The 19,973-nt window shown below is 69.1% G+C and carries 18 protein-coding genes; 4 read left to right on the top strand and 14 right to left on the bottom strand.

All coding sequences use genetic code 11. The features are described 5' to 3' along the window. Positions 1–9: 9 nt before the first annotated feature. Entirely contained in the window at positions 10–2,952 is a 2,943-nt protein-coding gene (locus VFK57_23650) for a carboxypeptidase regulatory-like domain-containing protein (GenBank protein ID HET7698732.1), read from the bottom strand. Positions 2,953–2,988: 36 nt separating this feature from the next. Continuing rightward, complete coding sequence (glk, locus tag VFK57_23645; GenBank protein HET7698731.1) at positions 2,989–4,011, bottom strand: glucokinase; 1,023 nt, start codon at positions 4,009–4,011, stop codon at positions 2,989–2,991. Positions 4,012–4,104: 93 nt separating this feature from the next. On the opposite strand from glk, the gene VFK57_23640 reads away from it, so the two are divergent. Further along, positions 4,105–4,965, top strand: coding sequence for a tetratricopeptide repeat protein (locus VFK57_23640; GenBank protein HET7698730.1), 861 nt, complete (start codon positions 4,105–4,107; stop codon positions 4,963–4,965). A 166-nt stretch (positions 4,966–5,131) separates the two neighbouring features. Here VFK57_23640 and VFK57_23635 read toward each other — a convergent pair whose 3' ends face one another. The 4 genes from VFK57_23635 to VFK57_23620 all read right to left on the bottom strand — a co-directional run bounded on the left by VFK57_23635 (position 5,132) and on the right by VFK57_23620 (position 9,583). Further along, a complete protein-coding gene (locus tag VFK57_23635) occupies positions 5,132–5,428 on the bottom strand; it encodes a hypothetical protein (protein HET7698729.1) in 297 nt (98 codons plus the stop codon). A gap of 8 nt (positions 5,429–5,436) precedes the next feature. Beyond that, complete coding sequence (locus VFK57_23630; protein ID HET7698728.1) at positions 5,437–6,555, bottom strand: DEAD/DEAH box helicase; 1,119 nt, start codon at positions 6,553–6,555, stop codon at positions 5,437–5,439. 175 nt (positions 6,556–6,730) lie between these two features. Next, on the bottom strand, positions 6,731–6,949 hold the full coding sequence (gene infA, locus VFK57_23625; protein ID HET7698727.1) for a translation initiation factor IF-1: 219 nt from the start codon (positions 6,947–6,949) through the stop codon (positions 6,731–6,733). A 57-nt stretch (positions 6,950–7,006) separates the two neighbouring features. Then, entirely contained in the window at positions 7,007–9,583 is a 2,577-nt protein-coding gene (locus VFK57_23620) for an AMP-binding protein (GenBank protein ID HET7698726.1), read from the bottom strand. A 25-nt stretch (positions 9,584–9,608) separates the two neighbouring features. On the opposite strand from VFK57_23620, the gene VFK57_23615 reads away from it, so the two are divergent. Together VFK57_23615 and VFK57_23610 are read left to right on the top strand one after the other, a co-directional pair. Then, positions 9,609–10,505: an NAD-dependent epimerase/dehydratase family protein gene (locus tag VFK57_23615; protein ID HET7698725.1), complete on the top strand. Its 897-nt coding sequence runs from the start codon at positions 9,609–9,611 to the stop codon at positions 10,503–10,505. Positions 10,506–10,553: 48 nt separating this feature from the next. After that, a complete protein-coding gene (locus VFK57_23610; GenBank protein ID HET7698724.1) occupies positions 10,554–11,474 on the top strand; it encodes a dienelactone hydrolase family protein in 921 nt (306 codons plus the stop codon). Between the two features lie 97 nt (positions 11,475–11,571). On the opposite strand, the gene VFK57_23605 is transcribed toward VFK57_23610, so the two are convergent. The 4 genes from VFK57_23605 to VFK57_23590 are packed head-to-tail and all read right to left on the bottom strand — an operon-like array spanning position 11,572 to position 15,068. Next, positions 11,572–12,225, bottom strand: coding sequence for a hypothetical protein (locus tag VFK57_23605; protein ID HET7698723.1), 654 nt, complete (start codon positions 12,223–12,225; stop codon positions 11,572–11,574). Between the two features lie 11 nt (positions 12,226–12,236). Continuing rightward, positions 12,237–13,610, bottom strand: coding sequence for a hypothetical protein (locus VFK57_23600; GenBank protein ID HET7698722.1), 1,374 nt, complete (start codon positions 13,608–13,610; stop codon positions 12,237–12,239). Then, positions 13,607–14,284 carry an SUMF1/EgtB/PvdO family nonheme iron enzyme gene (locus VFK57_23595; GenBank protein HET7698721.1) on the bottom strand — a complete coding sequence of 226 codons (678 nt, stop codon included), beginning with the start codon at positions 14,282–14,284 and terminating at the stop codon, positions 13,607–13,609. Before VFK57_23595 ends, VFK57_23600 begins: the two co-directional genes overlap by 4 nt. Next, positions 14,274–15,068 (bottom strand): SDR family oxidoreductase, encoded by a 795-nt coding sequence (locus VFK57_23590; GenBank protein HET7698720.1) that lies wholly within the window; start codon positions 15,066–15,068, stop codon positions 14,274–14,276. The genes VFK57_23595 and VFK57_23590 overlap by 11 nt, the downstream gene beginning before the upstream one ends. 26 nt (positions 15,069–15,094) lie before the next feature. Between VFK57_23590 and VFK57_23585 the strand changes: the two genes are divergently transcribed. Next, positions 15,095–16,264: a M20/M25/M40 family metallo-hydrolase gene (locus tag VFK57_23585; GenBank protein HET7698719.1), complete on the top strand. Its 1,170-nt coding sequence runs from the start codon at positions 15,095–15,097 to the stop codon at positions 16,262–16,264. A gap of 60 nt (positions 16,265–16,324) precedes the next feature. Here VFK57_23585 and VFK57_23580 read toward each other — a convergent pair whose 3' ends face one another. The 4 genes from VFK57_23580 to VFK57_23565 form a co-directional block, all read right to left on the bottom strand. Beyond that, positions 16,325–16,627 carry a hypothetical protein gene (locus tag VFK57_23580; protein HET7698718.1) on the bottom strand — a complete coding sequence of 101 codons (303 nt, stop codon included), beginning with the start codon at positions 16,625–16,627 and terminating at the stop codon, positions 16,325–16,327. Between the two features lie 257 nt (positions 16,628–16,884). Continuing rightward, the gene (locus VFK57_23575; GenBank protein ID HET7698717.1) at positions 16,885–17,820 is read right to left on the bottom strand and encodes a proline dehydrogenase family protein; all 936 of its coding nucleotides are present in this window, start codon (positions 17,818–17,820) and stop codon (positions 16,885–16,887) included. Further along, positions 17,820–18,953 carry a 1-acyl-sn-glycerol-3-phosphate acyltransferase gene (locus tag VFK57_23570; protein HET7698716.1) on the bottom strand — a complete coding sequence of 378 codons (1,134 nt, stop codon included), beginning with the start codon at positions 18,951–18,953 and terminating at the stop codon, positions 17,820–17,822. The genes VFK57_23575 and VFK57_23570 overlap by 1 nt, the downstream gene beginning before the upstream one ends. 9 nt (positions 18,954–18,962) lie before the next feature. Further along, the gene (locus tag VFK57_23565; protein ID HET7698715.1) at positions 18,963–19,973 is read right to left on the bottom strand and encodes an isocitrate dehydrogenase (NAD(+)); all 1,011 of its coding nucleotides are present in this window, start codon (positions 19,971–19,973) and stop codon (positions 18,963–18,965) included.

The following is a 19,973-nucleotide window of genomic DNA, read 5'->3' as shown; positions in this document are numbered from 1 at the left end:
GCTGTTTCTTCAGAACTGCAGTCTGAACGCGACCTGCACCCGGCGTGGATCGTAGAAGTTGCGCGACTGGCCGAAGGTCGCGAGGTGCACGCTGGGCTGCGGGTTGTAGCCGGTCTGGCGGTTGAACACGTTGAACAGGTCGATGTCGAGCTGTCCGTTCAGCCGCGCGCGAAACGGGACGTTCTGGGTGTACTTCAGGTCCAGTTGCGCGTGCGGCGACGTCCGGCGGGATCCCGCCGGTTCGGCAAACCGGTTCGTGTCGCTCGTCGACGTCGTCAGCGTCCGGTACGGTTCGTAGCTCCACATCTCCCAGGGATGTCCCGACTGCGCGATGACGTAGAAGCCGGCGTTGGCGCGCCAGGGGAGCAGGTACGAGCCGTACACCTTGAGGGAGTGGGGACGATCGCCGCGCAGCGTGCCGAGCCGGTTGTCCCACATCTGGCGGCCGGCGCCGTCGGCGATGTTCGACGATCCGATGAAGATGTTGGCGTCGTTGCCGACGGTCGAGTTGTCCTGGTCGAAGTTCCCGTAGTAGTCGCTCCACGTATACGAGCCCTTCACGAATCCCTTGGGGTGGGTCCAGTCGGCCTCGAGCGTCAGCTCCTTGTAGCGCGTGAACGCGCCGTCGAGCTCGGCGATGACGTAGCTGCCGGCCGAGCCGCCGGTGCCGATCTGTCCGAGCCGCGCCGCGAGGTCGGGGATGTACAGCTCCTGCGGGTATCCGGCAGGCGGGGCGAACAGCAGGCGCGCGTTGTTGTTCGTGTCCTCCCAGAAATGCTCCCCCTTCCGGTAGCGGAAGTAGGCGCGTCCGGCGAGGCGCGACGTCAGCTGCCGCGAGGTGCCGATCAGGTATTCGTTGTGCGTCGGCGGCGTCAGGTCGGCGTCGAAGAGCTTGCCGGTCGACGAGATGTTCGGATCGGTGGCGAAGAGCACGCCGCTGGCGTCGAAGTACGCCTGGATGGTCGTGGCCAGGTTCCGATCCCAGGACGCCGCGCGCGGCAGCGAGCCGACGACGGGGTTGTACCTGGCGAAGCTCGCATAGACGGTATCGGTGCCGTTGTAGGCCCAGGTCGTGCTGAGGCGCGGCTGGATCGTCTTGCGGAACGGGATCTCGTGCATCAGGTAGCGGCGCGACTTCACGTCGGTCGACGTCACCCGCACGAATCCGGAAAGCGTCGACGGATCGTTGTTGAGCCCCTGCCCGTACAACTTGTCGTTGCTCGCGAGCACGCCGACATTGAAGGTGAAATCCCGCCAGTTGATGGTGTCGTTGGCCTCGATGCTCTGCGAGCGGTACTCGGAGTTGATCAGCGGCGGCGCGGTGCCGAATCCCTGCTGCTGGAAGGCGGCGAGGTAGTAGATCGGCGTCCCCTGGAAGCTGGTGCGGCCGCCCGGGACGGTGATCGAGCCCCAGCCGTTGGAGCTGCGCAGCAGGTGCTCGGCGTCCTTGTAGTTCTGATAGCCGCCGTGCAGGCTGTGACGCATGCCGAGGGCGGCGAACGTCAGGTTGTAGCCAATCTGCGCGCTGTCGCGGAAGAAGTCGTCCTTGTCGAACAGGCTGCCGTAGCCGACCAGTCCGCCGCCGCGCTTCGTGCCGTCCTGGGTGTAGCCGTAGCGATCGATCAGCGGCGCGATGAACGCGTTGTAGGCGTCCTGCCCGGCGATGATCGAGGGGACGGTGAAGAGCCCCTGCTTGTCGAGGTTGGCCACGTCCAGCCGCGTGCCGATCGCCGTGGACGGCGAGACGCCCGCGGCGTTGTCCGGACGGCTCTGCGTCTTGTTGGCGAAGTGTGTCCACTTGAAGGTCGCGTAGCTCATCGCGTTGATGATCCACGAGCCGTCGGCGGTGCCGATCCGGAGGGACGCTTCGTTGCCGCTGCCGCTGCTCGGCGTCTGCGCCGAGCCGAACAGGTTGCTGCGGTCGAGACGGTGTTCCTCGCGGAGGCTGACGTTGAGCAGCGTCGATCGGGTCGGCGTCACGGTCAGCTTGCCGAACCCTTCGTTGCGCACGCTCTTGTAGTCCGGCAGTTCACCGTACAGGTTCGACCGGTTGTCGCGGGAGTTCTGCGGCCGGTAGTACGAGCCGTAGAAGAACAGGCGGTCCGGCAGGATCGGGCCGCCGGCGTTGACGTCCGTCCACATCCGCGTCTGCTCGTAGCGCGAGGCGCTGCCGCTGTTCAGGCCGGCGGCCATGCCGGGATTCTGGAACTGCCAGCTGATCATCCCCGCGAAGCGGTTGGTGCCCGAGCGGCTGACCGAATCCACCGCGAATCCGCCGGCGCGGTGGAAGTCCACTGCCTTGGCCCCACCCTTGACGACCGTCATCTGCGCGATGTCGTGCGCCGCCGGCTCGGCCGACAGCGTGCCGAACAGCGGCAGCGTGACGTTGACGCCGTCGAACGCATACACGTTGTCCTGGCCGTTGCTGCCGGCGCTCGGGCCGCGGGTCGTGTCCTGCGTGTACTGCACGCCGGGAATCAGCTTGATCAGGTCGCGATATTCCTGCCCGACCGGCACGCTCGTGATCTGCGCGCTCGAGATGCCGCTGGTGATCGCCGCCGACGTCTTGTCGATCAGCGGAGACTCGGCGGTGACGGTGACCGCTTCGGTGACGCCGCGGACGCCGAGCGACGTGTCGGCCGTGGTGATCTCCGACAGCTGCACCTGCGCCTTGCGGGTCTGCGTCTGCATGCCGTCGAGCGTGAACGTCAGCGTGTATTCGCCGGGGGGCAGCGCCGGCAGCTGATACGTGCCGTCGCCGCTCGTGACCGTGACGCGCGGCCCGGGCAGGACGTTGGACCGCGCCTCGACCGTCACGCCGGGCAGCACCGCGCCCTGCGTGTCGGTGACCTTCCCCTGGATCGAGCCGGTCTGCTGAGCGACGGCCGGAATCGAGGCGAAGACGAGTATCAGGCAGGAAAAAGTACGAACCAGTGCACGCGCAGGCAGCATTCAATCCTCCAATGAAGCCGCGAACGCGCGATCCTATCACGCAGCGGAGTTGGCGTGGACGGCGGCGCCGAGCAGACCGGCTTCGGAATTGAGAATGACGGCGACCGGGATGGTCGAGACGAACGCGGCCAGCGGCTCCTTGGCGCGGAACGCGTCCAGGAACAGCCCCTTCTCGAACACCGGGAGGATCTTCGGCGCGATGCCGCCGCCGACGTAGACGCCGGCGGTCGCCACCGTGCGCAGCGCGAGGTTGCCGGCTTCCGCGCCGTAGGCGGCGACGAACAGATCGAGCGTCTCGACGCATTTCCCGCAGCGGCGCTGCATGGCGGAGGCGCTGATCGCCGCCGGCAGATCCGCCGGGTCGTCGACCGCACCGACTCCGGCGCAGGTGCGCTCGGGCACGAACGCGGCCGGCGAGATGTAGGTGCGGCTGCCGAACGCGTCGTGCGTGAACTGATAGATGTTGACCAGGCCGGGACCCGAGATGATGTGCTCGTTGCTGCACCGGCCGTAGACGCGCGACACGGCCGTCAGCAGTTCGATCTCGCGCGGCGTCCGTGCGCCCCAGTCGGCGTGCCCCGCCTCGGTCTCGCCCGGCATGAAGCGCCCGTCGACGTTCAGCAGCAGCGACTCGCCGAGGCCGGTGCCCGCGGCGATCACCGCCGCGTTGCCGCCGGGCTGCGCCACGCCCTGCTGCAGGACCTTCAGCTCGTTCGGCTCGAGCACCGCGACCGAGTAGGCCATCGCCTCGAGATCGTTGAGGATGTGGACCCTGGCCAGCGCCGCGGCCCCGGCGATCTCCGCCGCGTCGACCACCCACGGCACGTTGGTCAGCCGCGCCACCTGGTCGGTCACCGCGCCGGCCACCCCGAACGTCGTCGCCTTCACCGCGCGCGCGTCGACGCCGCTCGCCTTGAGGAACTCGCGAATCATCGGCACGACGCCGTCGTAGTCGAGGGTCGTGAACTCGCCGACGTCGATCCGCGCCGGCCGTTCCGGCGCTTCGGCGAAGAGGCCGAGCAGCGTCTTGGTTCCTCCGACATCAGCAGCCAGCAGCACGCGCCAAGATTATCCGATTTCCAAATTCCCAAATTTCCAGATTTCCAGATCCCCATTGACTTTCCCACTCGCCTGTCTCATCTTGACCGTCGGATGCCATCGGCCCCCGACGATGACGCGCGGCGCCGGCAGTTGTACGGCGCGCGCGACGTGCGCAGTCTGTATCCCCGGGTCAGCGAGAACCACCTGCGATACCTGGAGAAATGGGGGCTGATTCGTCCCGCGGCGCAGTCGTCGAACGAGCGCCTCTACAGCTTCACCGATGTCTCCACGATCAGGCAGCTCGCCGCCGAGCTCGACCGCCAGGTCCCGCTGAAGACCGCGCTGCGGACGCTCATGGCCGAGCACCAGGGGCAGCTGCAGCTCGATTTCCACGCCTCGGGCACGTCGCCCGCGAAAGTCGTCGCGCTGCAGGGGCGGTCGCCGCGCAAGCCGCCGGAACGCCCGTCCGCGTCGATTCCCACCGGCAACGCCTTTCCGTTCTCGGATCCGCAGGCCGCGCTCGCCGCCAAGTACTTCATCGAAGGCTCGCGCCTGGACGACGGCAACGAGGACACGCTCGAATCGGCGGCGGCGGCGTACCGGAAGGCGCTGGTGATCGACCCCGATCTGGTTCCGGCGATCGTCAACCTCGCCAACATCCATTACGCGCGCGACGAGCTGATCGAGGCGCAGGCGCTCTACGAGCGCGCCATCGGCCTCGACCCCGACTGCTTCGAGGCGCATTTCAACCTGGGCAACATCCACCACGACCTCGGCCGCTACGAGGACGCGCTGGTCTGCTACCGCGACGCGGTGGCGCTGAACGGCAGCTACGCCGACGCGCACTTCTATCTGGCGGTGACGCTGGAGAAGACGGGGCATTCGCCGGAAGCGAAGCCCCACTGGCGGGCTTACCAGGAACTGGCGCCCGAAGGGGAGTGGATCGAGTTAGCGCGCGAGTTCAGTGACTGACGCAATTGGCGATCGCCGATTGCAGAGTGGCGATCGACAATTGGCGATTGCGGGATTGGCGATCGACGGATTGACGATCGACAATTCAATCGGCAATCGGCGATCCGTCGATCGCCAATCGCCAATCATCACTTGTCGATCGCCAATCTGCAATCGTCAATCGCCATTAGTAGGCGTTCCTATCCACCCACTCCCGCTTCTTCGGCGTGCGGCGCAGCTTGTAGAACGCGCACTCCGGGCACCACGAGTCGGCCTTGAAGTCGTTCTTTCCCGCGAAGGGCAGCACGTCGCGGTGCGTGCAGAACTCGCCGTCCTCCGGCGCGCAGCGCCAGCGGCACGACTTGAACTTCATGACGGCCGGCGCGACCAGCGGCGCGTCCGCGGCCGGAGCGGCCGGCGTCTCGCCGCCGGCAGGCGAGGGTTCTGCCGGCGCAGGGCCGGGCGAGGGGGCAAACGGATTCATATCGTCTCTCATCCCTGGAGTTCCGAACCAAATGAGCGCTGCAGCGCCTGAAGCGCGCGCAGCTCTTCGGGAGCCACCAGCGTCAGCGCGGTGCCGGTCGCGGCGGCGCGGCCGGTGCGCCCCACGCGGTGCACGTAGGTCTCGCGGGAGGTCGGCACTTCGTAATTGACCACGTGGGTAATGCCGTCGATGTCGAGCCCGCGCGCCGCGACATCGGTCGCGACCAGCACGTGATACTGGCCGCCGCGGAAGCCCTCGACCGCCGCGGTCCGCTGCTGCTGCGTCCGATCCGCGTGCAGCGCCGCGGCGCGAATGCCGAAGCCCTGCAGCTTCCGCGCGAGCCGCTCGGCGCCGGACTTGGTCCGCATGAAGACGAGAATCGGTCCTTGCGTCCGGCGCAGGAACTTCGCCAGCCACTCCGTCTTCTCCGCCGCCGGCACGTTCTCGATCTCGTGCGTGATCGATCGCGCCGGGCCGCCGGCCGATCCGATCTGCACGTACTGCGGATCGCGCACCACTTCGTCCAGCAGCTTCATCACTTCGTCCGGCATGGTCGCCGAGAAGAGCAGCGTCTGGCGCTTGTCGACGGGCGGCAGCGTCGCGGCAATCCGCTTGACGTCGGGCCAGAAGCCCATGTCCATCATGCGATCCGCCTCGTCGAGGACGAAGGTGTCGACCCGCGAGAAATCGACCACCCCGCTGCGCTGATGATCCATCAGCCGGCCGGGCGTGGCGACGACGATGTCGACCCCGGCCTTCAGCGCGCGCTCCTGCGCCCCCATCTCGACGCCGCCGTAAACCGCGACGCTGGTGAGATCGGTGTGGTAGGTGAATCCCTGGACATCGTCTTCGATCTGCACGCACAGCTCGCGCGTGGGCGCGAGGATCAGCACGCGGGTGAACCCGCGGTCGTCGGGCCGCTCGGCGCGAGCGGTCAGCACGCGGTGCAGAATCGGCAGCACGAAGGCGACGGTCTTGCCGGTGCCGGTATCGGCGCAGCCGATCACATCATGCCCCTGCAGCGCGATCGGAATCACCGCGCTCTGGATCGGCGTCGTCTTCTCGAAGCCGCGGATCGTCACCCCTTCGAGCAGCGAAGGCTCGAGGCCGAGGGTGCTGAACGGCACCGGCAGCGGATCGTACTCGGCCTGCGGACGGTCCGGCGACTGCGGCTTGTGGGGCGCGTGGAACTGCGTGCGGCCGCCGCCGTGCGGGCCGTGCGACGCGTGCGGCGGGCGGCGCGAGCCGCGTCTGCGCCGACGTGGCCCTCGTGGTTCGGTTGAGTGGGAGTTCAATGGCGGTTCAGCGAGCGCGGAAGGTAATGATGCCGCGGACGGGATCGTAGGGGGACACGCCGACGGTCACGCGATCTCCTGGCACTACCTTGATCCGGAAGCGGCGCATCCGGCCGCTCAACTGCGCAAGCACCTCGTGACCCTGGTCGCACTGCACGCGATACAACCCGCCGCTGTGGACCGCCACGACGGTTCCTTGCACATCAATCAGATCGTCCTTGCTCAAATGCTATCCTTTCTACGTTCAAAGATTGTGCCACGTTTTGCCGTGCTGTGTAAAGGACTACAGTGCGCGAACGGCGGCCTCGACGCGCGCCGCCAGCGCGGCGTAGTCGTTGCCGGTCAACACGATAGGCGGGCCGAAGGCGCAGCGCGCACGCGCGACGGCGGGGAACCGGGCGTGCCGCGGCAGCACCTGATCCAGCCCGTCGAGCCGGACCGGAACCACCGGCACCCCGATGCGTGAGGCGATCATCCCGACCCCGGGCTGAAACCGCGCGATGTCCCCCGTTTCGGTGCGCCGCCCTTCCGGGAAGATCAGGATCGAATAGCCGTTCTCGACCAGCTCGCCGACATAGCGCAGCGTCTGCCGCGTCCCCGTGCTCGTCTGCGTCAGCGGGAAGGCGTTGAAGAACAGCGCCGAGAGGTAGTAGTTCAGGCTGTTGGTGAACCACTCCCGCCGCGTGTGCCGTTCCGGGAAGAAATGCGCGTTGAAGAACTCCTTCATCATCGCCGGCGCGGTGCGGTAGCGCCACTGCGGCGGCAGCGAGTCGAGAATCACCGGCCCGTCGAAGTGGCTCTGATGGTTCGCGGCGAAGATGACCGGACCATCGATGCCCTGCAGGTGCTCGAGCCCGCTCACCGTCACCCGCGCGAAGATCCGGCCGAGCGGCAGGATCCACGTCGGCAGACTGATGCGCCGCGCGATCCGCGCCGGCAGCGATCGGTTCCACGACGGGAAGACGATCTCTTTCGATCCACCACCGGGCCCGGGTGTGAGGTCGGCTGCGGTCGACGAACCGGCGACGCCGGGCGTGCCGGTAAAGGCTGCCGGCTCGACCAGGCGCTCCAGATCCGCGATCGTCGCCGCGGCGCTGAACGCCGTCTCGTCGACCGTCACCTGAAACGTCTCCTCGAGCGCCATCATCAACTCGACCCGTTCGAGCGAGGTCAGGCCCAGCTCGTCGATCGTGGTCGCCGGCTCGAGCGTCCGGCCCGGCGCGAACCGCTCGAGAACGCTGCGGACGTCGCGCGCCCCCGGCCTGACGGCCGGGCCCGCCGGTGACTGGCCCGACAACCAGTTGCGCAACTCCCGCCGTTTCAGCTTGCGCGTGCCTTCGGTCCGCGGCAGCTCCCTGCCGGGCCAGATCGCAGACGCGCGGATCTTCTGATGATCGCCGAGCTGCGCGTTCGCGGCCCGCACCACCGCGTCCGTGTCCGTGCCCGCCGCGAGCACGAGAATCGCCTGCACCCGCTCCGCGGTGCTGCCGGCGACCGGCGCCCCGACGACGGCGGCGTCGACCACGCCGGGCTGCTGCAGCAGCGCGCGCTCGACGTCTTCCGGAAACACGTTCAGCCCTTCGGGCGTCACGATCATTTCCTTCTTCCGCCCGCGGATCATCAGCCGCCCTTCGGCGTCGAGCTCGCCGATGTCGCCGGTGTGGAACCAGCCGCCGGCGAACGCCTCCCGGGTGGCCTCCGGCGCGTTGAAGTAGCCGGTGGTGACGTTCTCGCCGCGCACGAGGATCGCGCCGTCCTCGGCGATCTTGATCTCGACGCCGGCGATGGGCTTGCCGACCGCGCCGCGCCGCGCGTGCAGCGGATGATTGAGCGTCACGATCGGCGCCGTTTCCGTCAGGCCGTAGCCTTGCACGACGAGGAACCCGAGCCGCCCCCAGAACGCTTCCAGCTCGGGATCGAGCGGCGCCGCGCCGACCACCATCGCCCAGAACTTGAACCCGAACAGGCGATGGATCCGCCGGTAATGCCACCACCGCTTCGCCCAGTGCGTGCCGGCGGGCGGCGGCTCCGCCGCTTCGGGCGCGACGCGCAGGATGTAGTCCCTGAGGACCTCGAGGATCTTCGGCACGCACACCAGCACCGAGATCCGGCGGTGCTTGATCTGCCGCACGATGTCGTCCGGCGCGTAGCTGCGCGTGAATACGACGACGCCGGGAAGCATCGGCGGCACGAACGTCGCCATCGCCTGTCCGAACATGTGGCTGAGCGGCAGCAGGTTCAGGAACCGGATCGGGCGGAACGGCAGCGTGTACTTCCGGTACTTCGCCATCTCGCGCTCGATCGGCACGATGTTGGCGAGGATGTTCCTGTGCGTCAGGACCACGCCCTTCGGTTCCGCCGTCGCCCCCGACGTGAAGATGATCTCGGCGGTAGTCTGCGCGCTGATGCCTTCCGCTCCACCGCCTGCTGCACTGTCCGCGGCGTCCGGCTTCTGCCGGAAGATCGCCCCGACGCTCCACATCGTCCGGCTGCCGGCGATCGCCGCGGCGTCCACCGCATCGCCGACCAGGACTGCCCTCGCATCGACGATCGACGCCACCTTCAGCAGGAACTCGGCCGACGCGCGATAGTCGATCGGCACGACGACGACGCCTTCGAGCAGCGCGCCCCACAGCGCGGCGACCCATTCCGGACGGTTCTCGCTCCAGAGTGCGATGGCCTGGCCCGCCGTGATGCCGTTCGACCTCAGCCGCGCGGCGAACGCGTGCGACGCGCGGGCCAGCTCTCCGTACGTCCACGACCACGTGCGGTAGCCGTCGTCGTACACGAGAAACTGCGCGTCCTTCGACCCGTCGCGGGTGACGTCCTCGAAGAAGTCGAGCAGCGTGCGTCGCGTCATGGGTCCTGAATTATGATTGAAAACAATGCGCGTGTTCTTGACGGGCGGAACCGGTTACGTGGGGGCGGCGGTACTCGACGCGCTCGTGCGCGGCGGTCACCGCGTCGATGCGCTGGTCCGCAACAGCGAAGGTGCGGCCCGCGTGCAGGCGCGCGGCGCGCAACCGGTGCTCGGCGACGTCATGCAGCCCGCGACGTGGCGCGATGCCGCCGCCGCGGCCGACGGATCGGTTCATGCCGCCGCCGACAGCGGCGTCAAGGCCCGCCAGCTCGACGCGATTGCGGTCGAGACGCTGACGCGGCTGCCGCCGAAGGCGGGGCGCTTCCTCGTCTACACGTCCGGCATCTGGGTGCTGGGGCCCGCGCCCGCGCCGATCGACGAGACCGCGCCGGTGAATCCCATCGAGATCGCGGCGTGGCGTCCGGCGCACGAGAACCGCGTGCTCGAGCTCGCCAGGGAAGGCGCGCGCCCCGTGGTCATCCGTCCGGGGATCGTCTACGGCGGCTCGCGCGGCATCGTCGGCGACATCGTGAAGGACGCCGCCAACAGCCTCGTCCGCGTCGTCGGCAGCGGCGAGAACCACTGGCCGCTGATCTACGAACGCGATCTCGGCGAGCTGTATGCGCGGATCGTCGGCACCCCCTCGGCCTCCGGCGTGTTCCACGCCACCGACGACGGCGCCGAAACGGTGAACGAGATCGTCCGCGCGATCTGCGAGCACGCGCCGACCGAGCCGAGCATCCGGCACGTGCCGCCGGCCGAGGCCCGCAAGAAGCTCGGCCCGTACGCCGATGCGCTCGCGCTCGATCAGATCGTCCGCAGCCCGCGCGCCCGCGCCCTGGGCTGGGCGCCGACGCTCAGTTCCGTGGCGGGCAACGCGGCGCGCCTGTTCGAGGAATGGAAGCGCGGCAAAGCAGCCTGACGGATCTGGAAATTTGGGAATCTGGCAATTTGGAAATGTGAGCACGCCATGAAGCGACTGGTCCTGACTGCCGCCCTGGTTTTTGCCGCCGCTCCCGCATTCGCCCAGCCGGCCACGACGCCGGCTGCCGATCCGCACGCGGGGCATGCGATGGCGCCGGCCGCGCAGGCGGCGCAGATCCTGCCGCGCAACCCGAGCCTGCCGCCGTCGGGCGACAACAATGGCGCGGAAGCGATCGAGCAGCTCAAGTCGTCGCCGCGCCACGGCGAATGGGTCGACATCAAGGGCAGCGACGGGACGGCGATCAAGTCGTTCGTGGTCTACCCGGAACGGAAGGACAAGGCGCCGGTCGTGATCGTGATTCACGAGATCTTCGGTCTCAGCGACTGGATCCGCGGCGTCGCCGATCAACTCGCAAGGGAAGGGTTCATCGCCATCGCGCCGGACTTCCTGTCCGGCCGCGGGCCGAACAAGGGGGGCAGCCAGGAGCTGGGCTCGCAGGGCTCGGTTCAGGAGATCCGCAACGTCACGCCCGACGACACCGTCCGCATGCTGAACGACGTGCGCACCTACGCGCTGTCGATTCCCGCCGGCAACGGCAAGGTCGCGGCGATGGGATTCTGCTGGGGAGGCGGGACGACGTTTACGTACGCGCTGCGGCAGCCGGCGCTGAATGCCGCGGTTTCGTACTACGGCCCGATGCCCGGCGATCCGGCTGCGTATGCCACGGCGAAGGTGCCCGTGCTCGGGCTCTACGGCGGCAACGATACCCGCGTCAACGCCAACATCGACGCCGCGAAGACCGGAATGGCGAGCGCGAAGGCGGTCTACGAGCCGCACGTCTTCGAAGGCGCGGGCCATGGCTTTCTGCGTCAGCAGGCGGGAAACCAGAACGCGCCCGGCAACCGCGCCGCGACCGACCAGGCCTGGAAGCTGACGCTCGACTTCCTGCGCAAGCACACCAGGTAAGGCGCACGCGCGCCTCTGCCAGGCTCACGCTCGCCTGCGCCGCCGATCCGCGGCAGGCGCCGTGAAGCGCGCGCTCCAGTTGCCCCTGCGCCGGCGTCTACTTGAACGCGATGCCGCCGGTCAGCACGAGCAGCGTTGTCCTCGGCTGCGCGACGAGGCCGGTGGAGGCGGGCTGCTCCGCGACCGAGTACCAGCGGAAATCCACCGACAAGGCGACGTGCTCCTGGTTGAACCAGCGCGCGCCGCCGCCATAGTTGATCGTGCTGCGATACGGCGCGCTGCCCGCCGGTGCGTCCGCGCGCTCCAGATACAGCTTCGATCGGCCGAACATCCCGCCGCTGATGTAGCTCCAGCCGTTGCGGTGCCCGAAGTTGAGCGAGATCTCCGGGGAGAACGTCGTGAACCGGCGCCGCACCGTCGCGCCGGTGACCGTTGCCGGCGTTCCCGTGGTCCCCGCCGGCTCGACCTCCAGCGTCTTGCTGCTGCGGGTCGTGACGAAATTCCCTCCGAGGCCGAGCGTGATCCGCTGGCTGCGCAGCGGATACACGTGCACCCCCGCCGCGAGACCGAGCGTCCGGGTCGGCAGGTTTGCCGCCGGCACCTTCAGCTCCGTCGCGACGCTCGGCTCTGCCTTGTGACGTGCGAACGCACCTCGCACGTCGACGGCGAACGGACCGATCGGTTCCTTCTGTTGAGCGGCGGCCGGAGCGGCGAGAGCGAGCAGGAAGAGCAGAGCGGCGGATCGGCGCATCGGGTCGCCACTTAGTATAGACGCCGCTCGCGCGCGATCTCGCGCGCCAGCGCCATCGCCGACGCGAAGTCGGCGACGCTGCCATCGAGCTGCCGTTCGTAGACCTGGCGGAGCACTTCGCCCACGGCGGGGCCGGGCTGCACGCCGAGCTCGAGGAGATGGCGTCCCTTCACGAGCGGCTCCGGCGCCGCATGTTCGACGCCGAGCGCCCGCGCGCGTTCGAGAAAGACGTCCATGGCGGAGCAGTCGAATCCGCCGCCCCGTCCCTCGCAGTCCGCCTTGGCGACGCGCGCCAGCAGCTCGAGGTCGACCTTCTGCGCCAGCCGGCGGTACGCGCCGTCGCCGACCGGCGGCTGCGCGTTGGCGAACGTCCCCGGCTTGAGGTGGTTGGCGACGATGCCGAGAACCTGCCGGCGGACGTCGTACCCGAGCATCGAGTGGACGTTGAGCCGATCGAGCAGCGCGCTCGCCGGCGGCACCCCCTGCTCCTCGTGATCGAGGGAGCGGATCCGCCCGTCGATGAACGCCGTGGTCGGCGGCTTGCCGAGATCGTGGCACACGGCGCCGAGCATCACCGCCACCTGCTGCGGGTACTCGAGATCGTCGATCCGCGTGCGCGCGCCGTCGATCACGAGCAGCGTGTGCACCCAGACGTCCCCTTCCGGATGCCACTCGGGCTCCTGCGGGCAGCCGACCAGGGCGTCGAGCTCGGGAAAGAGCCGCTCGATGACCCGGAGCTCGAGCGCGAGCGCGAAGCCGATCGACGGCCGGACGGCGCGCAGCAGCAGCTTCTCCAGCTCTCCCCAGACGCGCTCGGGCGGGAGATCGTCGAGCGGGATGCGGCGGCACAGCTCGGCGGTGCCCGGATGCAGCGCGAACTCGAAGCGCGCGGCGAACTGCACCGCGCGCAGCACGCGCAGGCTGTCGTCGCCGAAGGTGGACGGATCGACGGCGCGCAGCAGACGCGCGCGCAGATCGTCGCGGCCGCCGAAGGGATCGATGTACGCGTCGATCAGCGGATCCCAGGCGATGGCGTTGATGGTGAAGTCGCGGCGGCGCGCCGCTTCGGCCGGCGACAGCGTCGGGTCGCCGACGACGGCGAACCCCTTGTGGCCGCGCCCCGTCTTGGATTCGCGCCGCGGCAGCGCGACGTCCAGGCCGGCCACCTTGTAGACGGTGAAGCTCTCGCCGACGGTGTTGACGCTGCCGAAGCGCGAGAGCAGCGCCTTGAGCGGCTCGGCGTCGAGGCCGTAGACCTCGAGGTCGATGTCCTTCGACGGATGCCCCATCAGGCGGTCGCGGACCCAGCCGCCGACGATGAGCGCGCGGCCGCCGGCGTCCCGCGCCGCGTGCGCCATCGCGATCGCGGTGTCGAGCGGCGTCACAGGCTGCGCACCGTCCTGAATCCGTAATCGGTATAGCGGAAGCCCGGATCGATCTTGCTGCGCGCGGCGCACCGGCTGATCGTCACCATGTGCCGCCACGATCCGCCGCGCGAGGCTCGGCGCACGCCCGACTCCGGTCCGCGCGGATTGCGCGCCGGAGACACCGCGTAGTACCCCCGGTCGTGCCAGTCGGCGCACCACTCGTGGACGTTGGCGGCGATGCCGTAGAGCCCGAACCCGTTCGGCTCGCCGAGCGTCACCGGCCAGGGCGCCGGCAGCGGTCCGCGGCCGCCGTCGGGAATCCATGACGGGATCCGGTCGCCCCACGGGAACGCGGCGCCGTCGACGCCGCCGCGGGCGGCGCGCTCCCATTCGGCTTCCGTCGGCAGCCGCTCGGCGCTGCCGCGCTGGACCCGCCACGTGCAGTAGGCGGTCGCGTCGTGCCAGCTGACGCCGACGACCGGACGATCGTCGCCGGCGAACGCCGGCTCGTGCCAGTCGCGCGGCGGCTCGTGTCCGGTCGCGGCCAGGAACGCCGCGTACTCGCCGCGGGTCACGGGATGGACGCCCATCTCGAACGCGTCCACCTCGACCCGGTGCACGGGGCGCTCGTCGTCCTGTCCGGTGTCGCTGCCCATCAGGAAACTGCCGGCCGGGATGCGCTCAAACCGCATCGCGGCGGCGGCCGAACTTCTTCACGAACCGATCGGTGAAGGCCGGCGCGACATGGTTCATGACCGCCAGCGCGCGCGACAGGCGGTGCGGATACACCTCGGGGCGCGGCCGCTTGACGCACTGGACGATCGCCCGCGCGACGTCGTCGACCGACTGCCTCGGCCCGAGACCGCTGATGCGATGGCCGTAGTCGCGCGACATCGCGTCGTGGAACTCCGTCCGCGTCGAGATCGGATACACGCACGAGACGTGAATCGCCGTGCCGGCGAACTCGGTGCGCAGCGACTCCGCGAGTCCCGCCTGCGCCGCCTTGGTGGCGGTGTATCCGCCCATGTAAGCGATGCCGCGCCGCCCGACGATCGAGGACACGAAGATCAGATGGCCGCGTCCCTGGGCGCGGAAGATCGGCAGCGCCGCGCGCGCGCCGTAGAACGTGCCCATGTAGTTCACGTCCATCATCCGCTGCATGACGTCTGCCGGCGTCTGCTCGATGGTGCCGTAGTAGCCGAAGCCGGCGTTGCAGATCATGATGTCGAGACCGCCGAACTCGCGCGCCGCGGTCGCGACCAGGGCGTCGAGGTCCTGCTCGCGCGAGACGTCGAGCGTCACCGCCGTCGCGCGCCCCCCGGCGGCGGTGATCCGCGCCGCGACATCGTCGAGCGTCGCCGTGCGGCGCGCGCCGAGGACGACCGCCACCCCTTCGCGGGCGAGGTGCGTCGCTGTGGCGAGGCCGATGCCGGACGAGGCTCCGGTGATCGCGGCGACGCGGCCGTTCAGCGACATGCCTAAACGATACTATGAGGCTTGTCATGGATCCGGCTGTCGGGCTGCTGAGACAACTCGTCGCGATCGACTCGGTGAATCCGGCGCTGGTGCCGGGCGCGCGCGGCGAGGCGGCGATGGCCGACGCGGTCGCGCACCACCTGCGCAGCCTCGGGCTCGACGTCGAGATCCAGGAGGCGGCGCCCGGACGGCCCAACGTGATCGGCGTGCTCGAAGGCCGCGGCCGCGGCCGGTCGCTGATGCTCTGCGGGCACCTCGACACCGTCGGCGTGGAGGGGATGGCCGCGCCGTTCGATCCGGTCGAGCGAAGCGGACGGCTCTACGGACGCGGCGCGCAGGACATGAAAGGCGGCGTCGCGGCGATGATCGACGCGGCGCGCGTCGTCGCGCGCGACGGACTGCCGGCGGGGCGGCTGATCGTCGCGGCGGTGGTCGACGAGGAGTACGCGAGCATCGGCGCCGACGCGCTGGTGACGCGGTGGCGCGCCGACGCCGCGGTGGTGACCGAGCCCACGGATCTGCGCATCGCGATCGGCCACAAGGGATTCGCCTGGTTCGAGATCGAAACGCGCGGCCGGGCGGCGCACGGCAGCCGTCCGCTCGACGGCCGCGACGCGATCATGCGCATGGGCCGCGTGCTGCACGGGCTCGAGCGGATCGATCGGTCGCTGCAGGCGGCGGCGCCGCATCCGCTGATGGGCACCGCGTCGCTGCACGCGTCGCTGATTGAAGGCGGCCGCGAGTTGAGCAGCTATCCGGATCGCTGCACGCTGAAGCTGGAACGCCGCACCGTCACGGGGGAGACGGACGAGCGGGTGCGCGCCGAACTGCAGCAGCTGCTCGCGCGGCTCACGAAAGAAGACCCCGAGTTCGAGGCGTCGCTGACGCCGATGTTCGCGCGTCCGTCTTACGAGCTCGCGGCGAGCCACGCGCTGCCGGTCGCGCTGCGGCGTGCGCTCGAGACGCTGCCCGCGCGCGGCGACGCGGGGGCCGCCTCGTCTGCCTCGCGGGCGGGCGAGCCTGTCGGCATGAGTTTCTGGACGGATGCGGCGGTGCTGGGGGGGGCGGGGATTCCTTCGGTGCTGTTCGGGCCCGGCGGAGCGGGCCTTCACAGCACCGAAGAGTATGTGGAGATCGAGGACGTGCTGCGCTGCCGCGACGCGCTCGCGGCGCTGGCGCGGGACTGGTGCCGCTGAGCGCTTACGCGCTCTTGTTGAACGACGAGCGCTCACGCGCTCTTGTTGAACGACGAGCGCTTACGCGCTCTTGCGCAACACCAGGCGCTGCGTCAGGCGGTGCCGGCGCGCATCACCTTCGAAGCGCTGCCGCGGCGAACGCCCGCCGACGTCCCACCCGGGCGTGTCGTGGCCGCACGACGTGCACCGCATCATCACGCGCTTGCCCTCGAAGTGGAGCACCGAGTCATGGCCGCGCATGCCGCAGAGGAGCTGGCCGACCCGCGCCATCGCGCGATGCACGAGACCGCCGACCGACTGCGCCTCCACTTCCGTCGTTGCCGTGAGCCGCTGGGGATAGTTGGTCACCATGTCGACAATCACCCTTTTCTTCCTATGACGCCGCCCCGGCTGACCCGGATTCGGCAATCGGACCTCAGGGGTATCAACACGCGTGCCACGTCGCGGGCCAGAGCCCTAACTTCATCGGACTCAACAGGATGAGTGGTGCCGAAACGGATCTGTCAGCGGCGCGCCGGCGCGGCCGCTGACACCCGGGTTGCCACCGTCCGGTGGTCAGCCGCTACACAGGTCGGCATCCGCCGACCGCGGCCCGGCAGGTCGAACGCGCACGAACGGACTCAACGTTCGCTGAGCACGCCGCGGATGACGAATCCGATATTGGCGGGGCGCTCGCCAAGGCGCCGCATGAAGTAGGGGAACCATTCACGGCCGAATGGAACGTAGACGCGCAGCCGGTACCCCTGACGATGCAACGAGTTCTGGAGGTCGCGGCGGATGCCGTAGAGCATCTGGAACTCAAAACGCGACGGATTGACGCCGCGCTCCGCGGCGTAGGCGCGGGTCGCCTCGATCATCGCGGGATCGTGCGTGGCGATCGCGGGGTAGTTCCCACCCGCAAGCAGCAGCCGCATGATGCGGACGAACGCCGCGTCGACGTCTCCCTTCGACTGATGCGCGACGTCGCGCGGTTCGTTGTAGGCCCCCTTCACCAGCCGGACGCGCGCGCCGAGCGCGTTCATCCGCGCCGCGTCCGTTTCGCTGCGCCGCAGGTACGACTGCAGCACCACGCCGGCGTTGCGGTAGCCCTGCTGCCACATCGTCTCGAAGATGTCGAGCGTGACGGCAGTATAGGGAGAGTTCTCCATGTCGAGCCGCACGAAGAAGTCGTGCGCCCTCGCCGCGTCGAGGATCCGCCGCAGGTTGTCGACGCAGGTCGCGCGGTCGATCGTCAGTCCCAGTTGCGTCAGCTTGAGCGAGATGTTGCGCTCGACGCCGGACGCGGCGATCTGCTCGATCACGGCGAGGTAGGCGCGGGTTGCCGCGTCGGCTTCGGCGATCGAGCTGACGCTCTCGCCGAGAAAATCCAATGTGACGCGCAGGCCGTTTCCCTGGATCGTACGGGCCGCGGCGATCGCGTCGTCCACCCGCTCGCCGGCGATGAAGCGGCGGGCGAAGCCGCCGGCGCCGCGCATGCCGTAGCGGGAGGCCAGCGATTTCAGGGCGGCACTTCCGGCGAGGATCTGGAAGAAGGCCTTGGAGACCGTCTCGAGCATCAGTGCGTGCGCAGCGGACGCGGCGGCTCGAGCAGATGCCGCAGCGTGCGGGCGTAGTAGCGCAGGACGGTGCGCTCCCGGACGCGGCACCGCCCGCCGCGTTCCAGGTGAATGATGTTGCGCTCGGCCAGCATCGCCGTCCCGGTCTCCACCGCCTCGCGGCCGCTGTGCACGGCAAGGTTGGCGTGCGCGTGGCGCAGCGTGTCGATCAGCGCATCGGCACGGGCCTCGAGATCGCGCCGCGAGATCGACGGGCGCATCGCCGAGGCGACGATCGCCGTCGGCAGGACTTTGTACAGCGTGCCGATGTTCTCGCGGATCTGATGCGCGAGATCCATCACCTGGCGCCGCGATTCCGGATCGTACCCGTGCAGCGCGATCGGCTTGCCGAAGGTGACGAACGCGCGCGACTGATAGCCGACGGCGTAGCGGACCATCTCCGCCACTTCACGGCCGAACGGGCGCGAGCGCCGCTTCAGCGCCGCGTGCGGCAGGATGTGGTCTTCGAGCACCAGGTCGTACGACACCGCGAGCGGCACGATCATCGCGTGCTCGACCTGCGCCTGCAGCGTGGCGTGGAGCAGCCCGGTCTTGGGCGGCTTCAGCTCGCCGGTGTAGCTGCGCCCCCCTTCGATGTAGAACAGCAGATCGCTGCGCTGCAGCAGCTCGGCGACGTAGGCCTTCAGCGTCACCAGGTAGGCCGGGTCCTTGGTGTTGCGCCGGATCGGAATCGCCCCGGTGACGTGGCGGTGGAGCAGTCCGAGCGGACCGCCGAACAGGTTGATCCCGGCCGCGGTGACCGGCGGCCGGATGCCGTTGTCGTCGAGCACCAGCGGCTCGACCAGGTAGTCGAGGTGCGACTTGTGGTTCGAGACGTAGATGACGCGGCCGGCGCGCGTCGCCTGCTGCGGAATCTCGACGTGCTCGTCGATGCGATCCACCTTGCGCAGGATCGGATAGAGCGGGTGCTTCAGGGCGCGGTAGATCGGATACCGCTGGGTGGTCTTCAGCTCGTCGAGGTAGGCATGGATTCGCTCGCGCGCCTGGAGCTCGCTCTGCCCGTGACCGCCGCGGAGATAGCGCGCGACATCCTTGCGCGCCAGAACCGCCTGGGTGATGTCGTCGGGAAGCACGTCCCGGAACTATACCGTCTTTTCGAGCTCCCGGATGACCGCATCCGTGAATTCCGTGGTGGACGCCGTGCCTCCGAGATCGCGCGTCCGGACGGCCCCCGCGGCAAGGACCCGACCGAGTGCGCCGCGGATCCGCTGCGCTCGATCGCGCTCGCCGATGTGCTCGAGCATCAGCAGCCCCGAGAGGAGCAGCGCCGTGGGATTCGCCAGGTTCTGATCGGCGATGTCGGGCGCGCTCCCGTGCACCGCCTCGAACACCGCGCTGTCGACGCCGACGTTGGCCCCCGGTACGACCCCCAGCCCGCCCACCAGCCCGGCGCACAGGTCCGACACGATGTCGCCGTACAGGTTGGGCAACAGCAGCACGTCGAGCTTCTCCGGGTGCATCACCAGGTGCATGCATGCCGCGTCGACGATCCGCTCGTCGTAGGCCACGTCGATGAACTCGCGGGACACCCTGCGGCAGCTGTCGAGGAACAGCCCGTCGCTCAGCTTCATGATGTTGGCCTTGTGGATCGCCGTCACCCGCGTGCGCCCGGACCGGCGCGCGTGCTCGAACGCGAACCGCGCGATCCGCGTCGACGCCTTCTCGGTGATGATCTTCAGGCTCTCGACGATGCCGGGCACAATCTCGTGCTCGAGCCCGGCGTAGAGATCCTCGGTGTTCTCGCGGACGATCACCAGGTCGACGTTCTCGAAGCGGCTCGCCACGCCCGGCAGGTTGCTGACCGGCCGCAGGTTGGCGTAGAGGTCCAGCGCCTTCCGCAGGCCGACGTTCACGCTGGTGAACCCTTCGCCGATCGGCGTCGTCACCGGACCCTTCAGCGCGACCTTGTTGCGTTTGACCGAATCGAGCAGCGCCGCCGGCAGCGTCTGTCCGTGGCGCTGGTAGGCGATCACGCCGGCGTCGTGGCGATCCCAGTCGATCTGCAGCCCGGCGGCCGTGAAGATGCGCAGCACCGCCTGCGTGACTTCCGGCCCGATGCCGTCGCCGGGGATGAGCGTGATGGTGTGTGCCAT

This window comes from Vicinamibacterales bacterium (assembly GCA_035699745.1).
In the GTDB taxonomy this organism is placed as follows: domain Bacteria; phylum Acidobacteriota; class Vicinamibacteria; order Vicinamibacterales; family 2-12-FULL-66-21; genus JAICSD01.
The sequence above is the reverse complement of the archived record's forward strand: the minus strand, read 5'-3'. Positions and strand labels throughout refer to the sequence as shown.

Coding starts and splice junctions, on each gene's coding strand:
- VFK57_23650 (HET7698732.1), bottom strand. CDS start 2,952: ATGCTGCCTGCGCGTGCACTGGTTCGTACTTTTTCCTGCCTGATACTC.
- VFK57_23640 (HET7698730.1), top strand. CDS start 4,105: ATGCCATCGGCCCCCGACGATGACGCGCGGCGCCGGCAGTTGTACGGC.
- VFK57_23635 (HET7698729.1), bottom strand. CDS start 5,428: ATGAATCCGTTTGCCCCCTCGCCCGGCCCTGCGCCGGCAGAACCCTCG.
- VFK57_23620 (HET7698726.1), bottom strand. CDS start 9,583: ATGACGCGACGCACGCTGCTCGACTTCTTCGAGGACGTCACCCGCGAC.
- VFK57_23615 (HET7698725.1), top strand. CDS start 9,609: ATGCGCGTGTTCTTGACGGGCGGAACCGGTTACGTGGGGGCGGCGGTA.
- VFK57_23610 (HET7698724.1), top strand. CDS start 10,554: ATGAAGCGACTGGTCCTGACTGCCGCCCTGGTTTTTGCCGCCGCTCCC.
- VFK57_23605 (HET7698723.1), bottom strand. CDS start 12,225: ATGCGCCGATCCGCCGCTCTGCTCTTCCTGCTCGCTCTCGCCGCTCCG.
- VFK57_23595 (HET7698721.1), bottom strand. CDS start 14,284: ATGCGGTTTGAGCGCATCCCGGCCGGCAGTTTCCTGATGGGCAGCGAC.
- VFK57_23590 (HET7698720.1), bottom strand. CDS start 15,068: ATGTCGCTGAACGGCCGCGTCGCCGCGATCACCGGAGCCTCGTCCGGC.
- VFK57_23585 (HET7698719.1), top strand. CDS start 15,095: ATGGATCCGGCTGTCGGGCTGCTGAGACAACTCGTCGCGATCGACTCG.
- VFK57_23575 (HET7698717.1), bottom strand. CDS start 17,820: ATGCTCGAGACGGTCTCCAAGGCCTTCTTCCAGATCCTCGCCGGAAGT.
- VFK57_23565 (HET7698715.1), bottom strand. CDS start 19,973: ATGGCACACACCATCACGCTCATCCCCGGCGACGGCATCGGGCCGGAA.